Here is a 12,210-nt window from a genome sequence, read left to right on the forward strand (position 1 = left end):
AAATTTAAACTCCCTCAACTTAAGCCATACAAACTCATAAAAAACAAAAATCCTAGGGCTAAGGCCCCAAAAATCAGGAGATTCTTATGTTCGGCAGTCAAGGTATTGACCCCTAAACCAAAGCCTTGATTTTCCTCAAACCCCGAGGGGTTTTCCTGAGAACCAATATTGATAAACTGGCTGGAGGGAGCACCACAAACCGGACAACGCCATTTTTTGGGTAGATCGGTAAAGGCTGTTCCCACAGGAACCTTAGAACTCCCTTTATTCGGCTCATAGACATAGCCACAAGCCCTACACTCATGACGATCAAGGACTGTAACTTCAGTGGCTGGATCACTCATAACTTCAACAAGGATGAGTTTGGGATTATTAAAATAACTATTAAATAATATTACAAAATTTGAGCAAATCACGGAAACTTTCTGAGTTGGGAAGCCCCGTCGAAGTTTAAATTTAAGAATCCCCCATCAGATCGAAGATTAAGGGTGGGAGTATGTCAAATCCCCACAACGATAAAGTTTTTTGATTTTCCGGTGGTGGTCATTGGCCGTTGGCTATTGAATGTTGGATTTTTGGGTATTAGGTGGCGATCGCAACTTTCAAAGAGCGATCACCACCCTCATGATTACGTTTGTATTATGTTTTTGTCAAACGATCTTGAAAACCAAAAGCTAGACAGATAGGGTGTTTCGGTAAATTCCACACCCCAAGCCTGACAGCTTCTCTGAGAAGGCGATCGCCATCACCGATGTAGTACAATGAGATTAAGTTTAGATACCACACCCGAAACCCCCGAAAATCAGATTCATGATTACTCGGGGGTTTTTGGTGTTTAACTAATTCAACCGCTCTCAATTGGATTCTTTTCTATCCCCCGCCCCTTTCCCCTCGCCCCAACTCCCATTAATTTTGATCTCAATGTAAATAATCGAAAGTTTTACCAAAACCCAGTTAATCTTGATCATCCCCGTTGTACATTTCCGAACTAAAATCCGTATGTACATCAAGCTCCTTGAATTTTCTTTCAATCTTAACAATCAATCGATTGTGTAAACCTTGGATCATTCCTTTGAAAAATCTGTGCCTTTTCCACACCTCGTCAATATCTTTGGTTAGTTTTTTGAGGCGACTTAAAACTTCTCCTAACTTTAAAACCACAAAAACAACGATAACAAAGCCAATCGCTGATTGTAAGGTAACAATAACCAATAATAGATTAACATTTGACTCAGAAAGTCGGCTCATTTGTTTTTAAAGGGTTTCACGTCAAACCCAGAAGTTAACTCTATTTCAATATTTAATTAATTATTGACTCCAGAAGATTGAAAGGCGGCTAATGGATTGATAATCGGTGACTCAATGTATTGATACATTTCCAGAGACACATTTGGAAACCACCACGGGGCTTCATATTGAAAATAAAACTGACTTCCTTGTGATGCGGCCTCTATGTGTGGGAACTCTAATAATTTCCAATCGTTGAGTAACATTTTCCGACTGGTTGCATAAACCGGAACGGGGCTTTCAATTCCTCCAATATAGAGAACAAACCGCCCGCCGTAATACCAGGGGCGGTTGTTATTGAGGGTTGAGATAAACGCTTTGAAGTAGGGGGAGAGATAGGGAACCGGGAATAGGATGGGAGCGATCGCATTATCCCTAGCCGGAGTTCCGGTAACGGATCGGGTTTCGTCCGCGATTAACTCCCAGTGTTCCTCGTTCGAGAATTGGGGCATTTTAACTAACTCCCTGGGAGTTTCCGTAACACTTGATCTAATCGGTCAAGGTGTTGAGCGCTACCATCAACCAAGGTTTCTTGTACCAAGTCTAGGTAATCACCCGTTGGGACTTCCCCCCAAAACCAACGGCACGTTACCTCGTTGAGTTGCATAATTGCCTTGACATCTTCGTCGGGAGTAGAATTATCAACCCCTAACAGCATCAAGTCTTCTACCGTTAGGCTTGAACCCGGAATATAGATCAGGGATTCACTCATATTAATTAAGCGGCTGTAACTGTAATCAAAATCCCTTTTTGCGGGGTAAACCGTAAGCTCGTATCAGCCGGAAGCGTGCCACTTTTAATTCCATTGGCGGCCAACTCAAACCCCTCCTCGTCTGTAATCGCTCCAAACGGACAAGAGACCGAATTTTTAGCGGTGTAGCTGTATCCTCGGTTTGTGAACCGGGATACAACGCCATCTACCTTACTCCCTTTTCGGGTAATGATTGCCCTTGCTGGGACAAATCCTTTAATCCCCCGACTTTCAACCAAGTAATTCCCCGCCCCACTCGGTTTATCTTTTGTTGCCCGAGTTCCGACTAATGCTCTAAAGGAGGTGATCAGACTTGACTCACTTTCGGTCTTCCCTGATTCAGCCGTCCCAGAGACCGGCAAGTCAACAATTAAAAAAACCTTTTTAGCTAAACCAATCCCGAACGGCTGGATGTAGCCATCTTCTTGTTTTAAGGCTGTTTTAAGGTTCTTAGTTAGTCCCTGAGTGGCCTTAAAGGCGGCTTGTTTCTCGGCGGTTGATTTTCCCTGCCATGCGTCGTAGGCTTCCTTGTCCTTGACTAATTGTTCTGCGCGGCGAATATCGCTAAATTTTCCCATCGCTCTCCTGTTGCCACTATTAGGGCTTTTATCGGATTTACCTTGTCTTTTTCAGCATATACAACGCGCATTAGCGAAATACTCCCCGGTAAATACTTTAAGTATTTGCGGTTGCATTTACCCCATTTGGCAGAATTTCACCCTCGGGACTGACCAAGATGACAGGAATGTTAATCGACCCTAGCAGTAATTGGGCATAGGAAAATTTAACATCGGCAATTGGGCGCAATCGGTCTTGTTTGCGCTGTTCGCCAAACAAGGTAAAGGTCTCTGGAACCGTGGGATAAGCGGCCATAGGGTCGTCGGGGATGCTTTGTTTACCTCGCTTGGCTTCAAAGGCATGATTCTGAATTTGCAGGACTTTCTGGACTATTTCCTTCCCATCTGAGATATTTCGACACAGCACCCGGAAATCGTAACCCTTCTTATAGTCCGCATAAACATACATTTCTTTTCCTTTCCTCCAAAGAGTTCGGGTTGTGCCACAGAATAAAGTGTGAATCTGGGCCGCTAACCGCTCAACGTCGGCCTTAGTAATAGGGGGCTGATCTCCGTTCACCCCATCGCTGCAATCCATTAATCTAAAACTGATCCGTCCCCAAACCGGATCGTATCCTTCCTCTACATCCTCTTGATCCTCTATAAACCAGAGGATTACCTGCGGCTGTCCTTTACGTCTAAAGGTTGCCCCACCCCTCATTAGAGAACCCTGACCACCACCACCCCCGGACGGGCGCATAATTTTTACCATTTCCTGGCGTAATTCGGTATAAGTTCCCGCTAACAGAATAGAGGTATCTTCCGCCTCCCTGTCAGGCCAGAATCTAATAATTTGATATCCCTTCTCTGCCGCTTTTTTCTTGTCTAATAGATTTAATTTTTTAGGTCTATTTTTAACGTCTTTACCCCAAGGTTTTAACTTGCTTTCTGGGGGCTGCTTACCCGGGGGTAATGCTTTATAAAATTCATATTCAAAATCTTTAAACCAATCCTCAAAATCAATCGTATATCCGAGACGATTTCCTAAGATATCATGTATGGCTTGAAGTAGGGAAGTCTGGAGAATAATTGCCCATTCTCTCCCCGCTATTTTATATCTATTATCCCCGTCTAATTTGAGGTTGGGTGAGTAGTCATAAACATCAATATTAGGGTGCTCGTTTAAGTTCCACTCCTTCTTAGCCGCCCCCATCTTGGTCACTTTTCGGAGTCGCTGCAAAGCCTCAAACGCCTTTTCCTCATAGTCGCCTTGCTTGCTCATCTATCAAACCTCAGTTCCACGCTGTTTCTAAATTCGTTCCAAAATCCACTCATTGCTCCCTGAACAAAATCCTGAATCCTCTTGTCATTTAAACTCTCAACTTTCTTTTCAACCCACCCAGAAATCGACCATTCATCACTTCCCTCCTTCCCCCAATTAGGAATAATTTTAGCTAAATCTGGGTATAGTTCTTTGAACATAGTTTTATTGCCTTCATATAATTTTTTAATAGCTTCTCTCCCCTTTAAAAATGCAAATTTAAACAAAATTTCCCTTGCCACATAAATCCCTTGCCATGCAAAAGTCGAGACACTTTGCAGCATGGCATTACCCTCCTCCTCCTGTAGGATTAACCAACTTAAAGTTAACGCTCTAAGGTTAATTGATATCTTTGGCGGCGTACTCACCCCCCCGACGAGAAGGCGTGCCACGTTTCCCCCAATAAACTCCCCCGCCTGACCATAGAGGGAATCAATCAACCCCTTGATCTGATTCCAAATTTCCTTGTCTGAGGTATTCCAATTAAATTCGTAGGCCACCTCGCCAAAGTTCAAAAGCCCTTCAACCATCTCGGGGACAGTTACCCCGGTCGTCGCATTTAACCCGACGGCTGCCGTCACCGCCGCCGCCCCCGCCCCCGCCGATTGAATAGCGGCTAAATTGTCATCCCCAAACTTGAGAACCCCATACAGTTCCTCGCTCAATGGGATTTTCCCTTTAATCGCTTTTCCTAATATTGATTTAAGCCCGGTTTTTAGTTTTCCGTAGGCCTTGCCAATCTTATCCCCCCAAGATTCCTTAGTGGCTTGTTTGATAGATTTTCCCGAAGCTTTCCCCGTATTGAACCATCGGGAAACTTCCGATTTTAATTTGTCGAAAAAACTCAGGTCGGTTTTTTCCCCGCGAGTTATCACAGAACTGCTAAGAGTCCCGGCTAAAATTTCCATTATTTCTTACCCCCCTTTCCTGTTGATTTGGCGACGGCGGGAGGATTTTGTGACCCGGCGCTTGCTGAGTCATCTTCCCACGGTTCCTCTTTGCTTACTTTCTTGAGAAATGGAATATTCTCCTTCTCCTCTTTCAATTTTTTGGCTAGGGGATTACCCGGATCAATGTCTTTATATCCGGTCGTAAGTTGTCCGATAAATCCATCCAAGTCAGTCCCCCCAACTCCCAACAATCTGTTAATCGGTTTCATACTCAACTCCTCCTCCATTTGCATGGATTTAGCTAAACTGATCATCTCATTCACGAGGTGAGTATGAATCGCTTTCTTCTGATCTTTTGGATCTTTTGGATCTTTCCTTGGGTCGTGGTTAGGGGGTTTCTTTCCAGAAGCTCCCGATCTTGGTTTTGCCATAATTAAACTTTCCTAAAATTTAATCAACCCGCATAACTCGTTTTAAGAATGCCCAGAAATCAAACTCAGTAGAAGGTCTAAAGTCTTGAGTCTTGACCTCTAATTCTGCTACTTTCATAAAATCCGGTAACATATCTTCAGTTGCATCTTCTGAATTTTGGTCTATTTTTTTCAACAGTTCGGCTTTAATTTGTTCCCCTGATTTAGTAGTTTGTTTTCCGAATCCCTTATCCCCTTCGGGTCTAATTCCCAACAGAATATCAAATGGAATTTTAACGGATTCGATTCGTTCAACAACAGGCATTCCAAAATAGGAAGATAGTGCTTTAATTCCCCGACTAGCCTGCACCAAAATAGTTGTTATTTGTGCGGTTGCGTAAGATAATCGCACCAATAATGATAATCGCGTCGCTGCGTCGCCTTTACCCTCCATTACTGTTTCAGCAATATATTTAACCGCCGCCGTGGCATTTGGAAACTGAATACTTAGAGATTGATCACCCGCTATGGCTTCATTAGCATCTTTAATCGTAGCCACAAAGGGATGTATTCCCATATGATCTGCTTGTCTAATTTGCCATTCTAATATCTGGAGATAATTTTCTAATTTAGTGTTTCCTTTGGCATTTGGGGCAATACAACGATTAGGAATAATAAATCCTTGGTTCTGCATTTCTGCAATTCCTAAAACTTCGTAGATTTCGTCAATTTTCTCACAACAATTATCATCCATTTTAGGAGTCTCCTTATAAGGCGGCGGCTGATTCAACCATGGGGGTTTTGATTTTTTGGGTTCAGAAAATACAGCTTTATATTGTATCCTTTCTTTTGTATTTTTATAAAAAGATGTATAAGGAATCAAAGCACCATCATCAGTTCTTTGATACAGATAGGTCAAACTACCTGATCGCCAAGCGACTGAACTATTTTGGAATCTTTGCAAGATTTGATCGATCTCAAATCCCAGACCAAAAATACCGATACTCCGAGAACCAGTGGGATAATTAATCCCCCATATATTGACCTCTGAATCCAAAAACATTTTTACACCTAAAGCCGGAAACATTTTCCCCGAGCTTTTATATTTTTTATCCCAGGTAGTATACCCATTTTCTATAACTGCCGAGATGTTTGCATCCGAAGATAGAACAACAGGATAAACATATTGAAACCCCCAGTAGCGCGCTTTTGCTCCATAATATTTCCCCTCAGAGTTCCCCCCCCAAAATTCAAAATCTATATATTCAAATTTTTCTTCTAACAAAAAATACAAAGAGGAACCTGCTGATACCGTATCTATACTCTCTCCAGCTAAGAAGTGAAAGATATAAAAAATACATTCCACATTTTCATACAATAGATGTTTGGGAGTGCGGGGGTCAGGTGGGTCAGGTTCGGGTTCGGGTTCGGGTTCGGGTTCGGGTTCGGGTTCGGGTTCGGGTTCGCACTCTGGGATTGTTCGGGTTTCGGTCTGTGCCAGTTGACCAGCAATGTAATATCTCAATATAACGGTACAGCCTTGCTGCTCTCCTTCTATTGAGTAAAGCCCAAAAGCATAATTGATTTCTGATTCGTTTAGATTTTTTAGATTTAGATTAACTTCGGCAATTCCAATTCCCAAAGAAAGAATTCCCCCGGTACTAATACTAGCACTAAAACTTCCGACATCAACCCCAATATTAATTCCATCATTTCCATCGGATTCAATTCTAGTTTCTGTTCGACTTGGCATAAGAAAAATTTAATTAACATCAAAATTTAATTCCTGATAAACAACTTTACTTGTTCCTGACTGACAAACAATCAATAAAGGCAACTTGCAAATTGAATTAGCAAATTTTCCAAGGAATTTATGATTGTCTCCTCCATTAGAGATCAAAGTTCCATGTTCAAAAGTCAAACTTTGCCCTGGATCTAAATAAGGGGAGATTCCTGGTTCTAATTCAGTGTAATAAGGGTTCGTAAATTGCCAGTAGACCCGTTGCAAACCTTCATTACAAACCCATAATACAGCCCGCTTAGAATTTGCTCCTAGTAGTCGGATTGATGTTGTCGAAATATCCTCAACTCCCCTCTGTCCTTCAGATAAAACAATTTCAGGTTCTCTATAGAGATAAGAAATTGATCCCGAATATCCGCCACTAATTTCTAAATAATCCCCCTCCTCTAAATATCGAGGGGCTATTGAGAGTCCCAATTTGTGAAGATTATCTCCAAAAATCGTATCCCCCACCGTTACCAAATAGGGCTTAATTAAATTAATTCGGCCCTCCATCCCCGCATTTTGTAAAACGTCTCTATCAAAATGGACTGGTCTCCAATTATCCAAATACCAATTCCAAAGAAGAAATTGAACCGCGTAATTTTTGTCAGGGGAAAAATTACGCTTAAATTCAACGGTTTTTAATGCTCTTTGTAATTCTTTATCGGCGGCGCGATATTCAGGGTATGACGAACTAGGAATTTTCAATAAAGTAGGCAAATAATGGTTTATAGTTAAATATTCCAAGGTCATTTCATATTGCACGTTAACCGCATTCTCAGGGGTGTGCTTTTCCGAAATTGCAGCCCAATCAATTATGGGAACAATTCGCCCATCTCCGTTAATATGGTCTATTCGCACTGGGGGGATAATCCCCTTAAAGGTTTGGGAGACAATCTCCATCTAAAACCCTCCTATTGTTACCGTGCCGCCGTCAAATGCGTTTACTGGATTAGGAGTGTAATCAGTGATCACACAGGTGTCTAACATTCCCGTTATTCCAGAAATAGCCATAAAACGCCCCACATAATGACAACGATCAGGCTTTATTTTAATGGGAATAGACAAGCTATCTGTTTGATTCATCCAAGAACCTTGACTTGTAATTCTACCAGCGAAATCAGAGGGCAAATCTTCTATTTCGGGATTTAATATGTCAGCAGCAATTTTAAATCCTTGTAAAGCTATTTCAAAGGGATCAATCCACTGAAAAACAATAGGAAATTCTAAATCAGTTTGAATTGTAAAATTTAACTCTTTCCCTGGTGTGGAATCGGCTACAGCAAATAATTTATGTCCGTCAATATAATTATTAGATCCAAATAATTTAGACAAATTTGCCCCAAAGTTTCCGGGGTCTACATCATTCCCTAAATAATCGCGTGTCGTTGGTGCGTACAGAATAACTTTAACAGGTGTCATTTCCTCAACCTCAATTCCTACTTGATAATCAATTGGCTTCGTACTCCTAACTAATAATTTTAAATTAGCAGGATTACCAGACTTTGCTCTTAATTCTAATCCTCCATCGCTCCAATCTTGAAATATACCGCCATTTGGTTTCAGCCCTTCAAGAATCGCTGTTACAGTGATTCCGTCATCCCAAAATAGCTGTACATTTGTATCGGAGTTGTTGATTAGATAGACTTCTCGTAAAACGTCGGAATCACTGCCTAAAATTATAGATTCTTCGTTGGCGGGTAGATTAAATTCTATAGCTTTAGCATATTTGAATCCATTACCACCGCCCCCAGTTAAGGTTAACTGAGAAATAGCGGTTAACAAATCGGAATAATCATCTTTTTTCGGGGAATTAATTGGCATTTATTTCAACTCCCTTAATCCTGTAGATAGGGTCTAGCTTTAATTGTCAAACCGTCTACAATATCTACTAACATTGTTGGCAGATTATTCAGAGAGAACGAAACATCAAAATTCAAACTCCTACCTTTTGCATCCGCATGAGACGCACTAAAACTAATATATTGATTCCCGTCTCCGGGGTTCTTTTGTAGGTTTAATTCCTGCAATTGTTGATAGGCGACACAATGGAACAACGCATCACATAGATGCTCTCGGTTGAATGGGTAATCCCCCGTGCCAGCGACGAAAGGATGGGTAGGAAAATAATTTTTGATTGTCAATTGCCCATCTAGTAGACTCGCCTCCCAATTTTCACAGGTGACGGTCAAATATTCGGCTTCCTCGTCCCCCGTGATTGAGATGATATCCTGCACACCGGAATTATAGAGGGGGTTTTTTTGAACTGATAAAATAGTTCTAGCCAGTTTTAGGGTCAAAGATTCCAGGGTGACAAGAGTTGAAAAATCTGGATACAACCCAGATGTAATTTGCATAATTTGTTGTTTCCTTTTTTGCGAATTTCATTAATTATATTATACAATAAAAACAGAAAAATCAATAACAATACTGTTAATTTTATGCCATTTTCGATTACTTCTCCATTACTCAATAATAGCGAAATCCCCTACATCGAAAGCGTGGAGGGGGTGGCTATTATAGGGGAAATTTCCCCTATAATTATTAAAGGTTTTAACTTCACCCCCGATACAAACATTATCTGTAGCATTGGTGAAATATCGAATATTAGAAGAAATCCTGAGAAAATCGAATTTGATATTTTAGCTAGTTTTACCGGATCGTCGCCTATAGAATTAAAAAATGGTAGTTTATCCAGCAACAACTGGAGCTCTAGCTATACACCTTTACTACTCGCTAGAAACGGGCTAAATCTGACCAACGGATGGTTAGATTTTAGAAACACCGATAGTAATATTTTCGGCTTGGTTCTTAGCCACATAAACCAAGGTTTGACGACCAAAACATTTGCAAATAGCGGTTATTTACTAAGCGGTGAGAAAGGATTAATTATTGGGAATACAGGGGCTTCCAATAACACTACTAATTACATTCAATTTAATAATTATATTTTTCCATTGGATTCTACCATTATTTCCTTTATAGTAACTTACGATACAACAATCATCTCGGGCGCATATCCCCATAGGGCAAGAATAGGGGTTGGAAGAACCAACGAAAATACTAATAAAATGATTGTTGGATTTGAGGCTTATTCAAACGTTATTGCGATAATTCGAGAATATTTGTTTCCCACTCCTTCCGCGATTCAACTAGCCCCTACCAATACAATAACAATAAATTCTTCTTATGTTTTTAAAATTGTTTTTAACTTTTTTAAAAAGACTTTAGACATTTTTAAATTAGATAATTTATTGAGTTTTGACTCTAATAACAATCCTGTTATTATAGACTTTCCCGTCTTTCTCCCTTCCCCAACAATAGAAGCCTCTACTATTGGGGTTCCATTATTTGTTTTTTTTAGCCCCAACTCTTTAAGCTCGGTTGTAGCTATGAGAATAGACTAACTGATCGCAACTCTCAAAACTCACAGCATATCCATCGCGCTCTTAACCTGCGCGTCACTCACGTCAATATATCGCTGTAACACTGCGATAGAACGGTGTCCTGTAATCTTTTGGATGATGTTGATGGGGGTTCCTTCCTCAAATAATCTTGTGGCAAGGGTGCGCCTGGGAGAATGCAACGTCGCGCCTAATCGAGATAAACCCGATTTTTTTAAGGCCTGCCGAAAGTTCTTATCGTAATTCTGGCGGCTGATGGGAACCAATGGGTTATCGGGTGACGGAAATAACAATCCGTGGCTTGGGGGGGTAAAATTCTCTAATTCAGATTTGAGTTTGCGACTGATGGGAACTTGCCGGGTTTCGCTTGTACCGTCGGGGCGTTTCTTACGGATTGAGGAGGGGAAAGTAATTTCATCCCAGGTTTTGGACTTAGACGGCACTCTGTAAATATCCGCAACATTTAGCGAGAGAGTTGCTGATATTCGTTCCCCCGTTCCACAGAGTATAGCCCAGATGATTTTATCTCTTTTTGATTCAAACGCCTGGTAGATTCTTTCTATCTCTAAAAGGGTAAGGGTTGCAGCTTGTCCGATCCGGTTTCTTTTGGGCATCAATTTAGTTGCTGTTTTTGGTCATTTTCTACTATTTTAGCAACTCCGGCACATACCCGACACCGCCAATAGTACCCAAAATCCTTACTATATGGGGGGTATGGGGTCTATATCTGGGGTTGCTGTTTTAGATAAAAGAGCAACTGGGCGGGTTTGGGCGGTTTTATGTTGACACCATCAACCCAGCAATTATTAATATTTTCTGCTTCTATTGTAGCTTATCAACGCTTGGGATACAATAAACAAAGTAACGGCATAGCATCGGTCGGTTACTCCCTCTGGTTGAATGAGAAAGTTAAATCCTAGAGGGTGTCCCTTGCGCGACGAACAAGCGATCGCTCTCTAGGATTTATGGTAAAGACAATAGTTAAAAAATTTAAGTACAAGGGTGGAACGGTTAAAATCCTATATCATGGTTATTCCGCGCGCCTAGGTCGCTACTCGTATGAATTTGGTATAGGGATGAAAAACCGTAGGGCAAACGATATCAAGCAAATTACTAAACAAGCGATAGCCGATGCTGATAGGCTACTTCAGTTGATTGAGTCCACCGAGTTTCCTCCAGTCTAATAAAAACTTACCCCCCGCCGTAAATTTCAGCAGGGGGCAAAATTTAAAAAAGTTCCAGCACTTCGGAATTTCTCATCGGGATTAGAGGCCCCGCTTCATTTCCTCAACCCGCCGAATAATTTCTCCAGTTGCGAGCCCGCAACTAATCCAATGCTCCACTTGTTCAACGCGAGACTTAGCAATCGGGTTTGATTGACTACCACCACCGATATAAATTAAGTGGCGATCGCCATCGTAAAGCCAAGGGTATTTTGAATCAGTTTTAGCCGTCCCTCTAGGGGATTTCCATTTAATGTTTAATTCGTCCCGTGACGAATTAGACTTGATATTTTCATTCGTCACGGGACGAATGAAAATATCAGCATCGATGCCGGGTGATGGCAGAGCGGCGGGAACAGCCCAACCTTGATCAACAGCCGCGCCGGTGCGTTTCAAAAATCGGACAATGGCGAACCGCATATCTTGGTAACTAACTCCCAATCGGGTCGCTAAATCTTCGGTAGTAATTCCGGGTTGATTCCGAATTTGTTCCAATGCCAGCGCCGCTAATTCCTGGGGGTTGGAATTTCCGAATAATGGTAACGGTTCCTCTGAGGGGAGTAGGTTAAGTTGCTGAACCATGG

General features: G+C 41.5%; 16 protein-coding genes. 2 read left to right on the forward strand and 14 right to left on the reverse strand.

Annotated features, from left to right (window positions below; genetic code table 11):
- Positions 1-14 precede the first annotated feature (14 nt).
- The 12 genes from AC2D3N_RS20140 to AC2D3N_RS20195 form a co-directional block, all read right to left on the reverse strand.
- Positions 15-344 carry a rubredoxin gene (locus tag AC2D3N_RS20140; RefSeq protein ID WP_484691934.1) on the reverse strand — a complete coding sequence of 110 codons (330 nt, stop codon included), beginning with the start codon at positions 342-344 and terminating at the stop codon, positions 15-17.
- A gap of 610 nt (positions 345-954) precedes the next feature.
- Positions 955-1,248: a hypothetical protein gene (locus AC2D3N_RS20145; protein WP_484691935.1), complete on the reverse strand. Its 294-nt coding sequence runs from the start codon at positions 1,246-1,248 to the stop codon at positions 955-957.
- 56 nt (positions 1,249-1,304) lie between these two features.
- Positions 1,305-1,739, reverse strand: a complete 435-nt coding sequence (locus AC2D3N_RS20150; RefSeq protein WP_484691936.1) for a hypothetical protein — start codon at positions 1,737-1,739, stop codon at positions 1,305-1,307.
- 5 nt (positions 1,740-1,744) lie between these two features.
- The gene (locus tag AC2D3N_RS20155; protein WP_484691937.1) at positions 1,745-1,999 is read right to left on the reverse strand and encodes a hypothetical protein; all 255 of its coding nucleotides are present in this window, start codon (positions 1,997-1,999) and stop codon (positions 1,745-1,747) included.
- A gap of 5 nt (positions 2,000-2,004) precedes the next feature.
- Positions 2,005-2,616: a hypothetical protein gene (locus AC2D3N_RS20160; protein WP_484691938.1), complete on the reverse strand. Its 612-nt coding sequence runs from the start codon at positions 2,614-2,616 to the stop codon at positions 2,005-2,007.
- 97 nt (positions 2,617-2,713) lie between these two features.
- The gene (locus AC2D3N_RS20165; RefSeq protein ID WP_484691939.1) at positions 2,714-3,877 is read right to left on the reverse strand and encodes a hypothetical protein; all 1,164 of its coding nucleotides are present in this window, start codon (positions 3,875-3,877) and stop codon (positions 2,714-2,716) included.
- A complete protein-coding gene (locus AC2D3N_RS20170; protein WP_484691940.1) occupies positions 3,874-4,824 on the reverse strand; it encodes a hypothetical protein in 951 nt (316 codons plus the stop codon). The genes AC2D3N_RS20165 and AC2D3N_RS20170 overlap by 4 nt, the downstream gene beginning before the upstream one ends.
- Positions 4,824-5,237, reverse strand: a complete 414-nt coding sequence (locus AC2D3N_RS20175) for a hypothetical protein (protein ID WP_484691941.1) — start codon at positions 5,235-5,237, stop codon at positions 4,824-4,826. The genes AC2D3N_RS20170 and AC2D3N_RS20175 overlap by 1 nt, the downstream gene beginning before the upstream one ends.
- A gap of 19 nt (positions 5,238-5,256) precedes the next feature.
- On the reverse strand, positions 5,257-6,969 hold the full coding sequence (locus AC2D3N_RS20180; protein ID WP_484691942.1) for a hypothetical protein: 1,713 nt from the start codon (positions 6,967-6,969) through the stop codon (positions 5,257-5,259).
- Positions 6,970-6,978: 9 nt separating this feature from the next.
- The gene (locus tag AC2D3N_RS20185; RefSeq protein WP_484691943.1) at positions 6,979-7,902 is read right to left on the reverse strand and encodes a hypothetical protein; all 924 of its coding nucleotides are present in this window, start codon (positions 7,900-7,902) and stop codon (positions 6,979-6,981) included.
- The gene (locus tag AC2D3N_RS20190; protein ID WP_484691944.1) at positions 7,903-8,823 is read right to left on the reverse strand and encodes a hypothetical protein; all 921 of its coding nucleotides are present in this window, start codon (positions 8,821-8,823) and stop codon (positions 7,903-7,905) included.
- A 14-nt stretch (positions 8,824-8,837) separates the two neighbouring features.
- Complete coding sequence (locus AC2D3N_RS20195) at positions 8,838-9,356, reverse strand: hypothetical protein (protein ID WP_484691945.1); 519 nt, start codon at positions 9,354-9,356, stop codon at positions 8,838-8,840.
- An 84-nt stretch (positions 9,357-9,440) separates the two neighbouring features.
- On the opposite strand from AC2D3N_RS20195, the gene AC2D3N_RS20200 reads away from it, so the two are divergent.
- Positions 9,441-10,406 (forward strand): hypothetical protein, encoded by a 966-nt coding sequence (locus AC2D3N_RS20200; protein WP_484691946.1) that lies wholly within the window; start codon positions 9,441-9,443, stop codon positions 10,404-10,406.
- 20 nt (positions 10,407-10,426) lie between these two features.
- On the opposite strand, the gene AC2D3N_RS20205 is transcribed toward AC2D3N_RS20200, so the two are convergent.
- A complete protein-coding gene (locus AC2D3N_RS20205) occupies positions 10,427-11,017 on the reverse strand; it encodes a tyrosine-type recombinase/integrase (RefSeq protein ID WP_484691947.1) in 591 nt (196 codons plus the stop codon).
- Positions 11,018-11,182: 165 nt separating this feature from the next.
- Here AC2D3N_RS20205 and AC2D3N_RS20210 point away from each other — a divergent pair, with 165 nt between their 5' ends.
- Entirely contained in the window at positions 11,183-11,323 is a 141-nt protein-coding gene (locus tag AC2D3N_RS20210) for a hypothetical protein (RefSeq protein ID WP_484691948.1), read from the forward strand.
- A 345-nt stretch (positions 11,324-11,668) separates the two neighbouring features.
- Here the strand turns inward: AC2D3N_RS20210 and AC2D3N_RS20215 are convergent, their stop codons facing one another.
- Positions 11,669-12,208 (reverse strand): hypothetical protein, encoded by a 540-nt coding sequence (locus tag AC2D3N_RS20215; protein ID WP_484691949.1) that lies wholly within the window; start codon positions 12,206-12,208, stop codon positions 11,669-11,671.
- Between the last annotated feature and the right edge of the window lie 2 nt (positions 12,209-12,210).

It is taken from the genome of Planktothrix sp. PLAVEN19ND, assembly GCF_057220675.1.

Coding starts and splice junctions, on each gene's coding strand:
- AC2D3N_RS20180 (WP_484691942.1), bottom strand. CDS start 6,969: ATGCCAAGTCGAACAGAAACTAGAATTGAATCCGATGGAAATGATGGA.
- AC2D3N_RS20150 (WP_484691936.1), bottom strand. CDS start 1,739: ATGCCCCAATTCTCGAACGAGGAACACTGGGAGTTAATCGCGGACGAA.
- AC2D3N_RS20190 (WP_484691944.1), bottom strand. CDS start 8,823: ATGCCAATTAATTCCCCGAAAAAAGATGATTATTCCGATTTGTTAACC.
- AC2D3N_RS20165 (WP_484691939.1), bottom strand. CDS start 3,877: ATGAGCAAGCAAGGCGACTATGAGGAAAAGGCGTTTGAGGCTTTGCAG.
- AC2D3N_RS20200 (WP_484691946.1), top strand. CDS start 9,441: ATGCCATTTTCGATTACTTCTCCATTACTCAATAATAGCGAAATCCCC.
- AC2D3N_RS20210 (WP_484691948.1), top strand. CDS start 11,183: ATGTTGACACCATCAACCCAGCAATTATTAATATTTTCTGCTTCTATT.
- AC2D3N_RS20215 (WP_484691949.1), bottom strand. CDS start 12,208: ATGGTTCAGCAACTTAACCTACTCCCCTCAGAGGAACCGTTACCATTA.
- AC2D3N_RS20205 (WP_484691947.1), bottom strand. CDS start 11,017: ATGCCCAAAAGAAACCGGATCGGACAAGCTGCAACCCTTACCCTTTTA.
- AC2D3N_RS20145 (WP_484691935.1), bottom strand. CDS start 1,248: ATGAGCCGACTTTCTGAGTCAAATGTTAATCTATTATTGGTTATTGTT.
- AC2D3N_RS20185 (WP_484691943.1), bottom strand. CDS start 7,902: ATGGAGATTGTCTCCCAAACCTTTAAGGGGATTATCCCCCCAGTGCGA.
- AC2D3N_RS20155 (WP_484691937.1), bottom strand. CDS start 1,999: ATGAGTGAATCCCTGATCTATATTCCGGGTTCAAGCCTAACGGTAGAA.
- AC2D3N_RS20175 (WP_484691941.1), bottom strand. CDS start 5,237: ATGGCAAAACCAAGATCGGGAGCTTCTGGAAAGAAACCCCCTAACCAC.
- AC2D3N_RS20195 (WP_484691945.1), bottom strand. CDS start 9,356: ATGCAAATTACATCTGGGTTGTATCCAGATTTTTCAACTCTTGTCACC.
- AC2D3N_RS20140 (WP_484691934.1), bottom strand. CDS start 344: ATGAGTGATCCAGCCACTGAAGTTACAGTCCTTGATCGTCATGAGTGT.
- AC2D3N_RS20160 (WP_484691938.1), bottom strand. CDS start 2,616: ATGGGAAAATTTAGCGATATTCGCCGCGCAGAACAATTAGTCAAGGAC.
- AC2D3N_RS20170 (WP_484691940.1), bottom strand. CDS start 4,824: ATGGAAATTTTAGCCGGGACTCTTAGCAGTTCTGTGATAACTCGCGGG.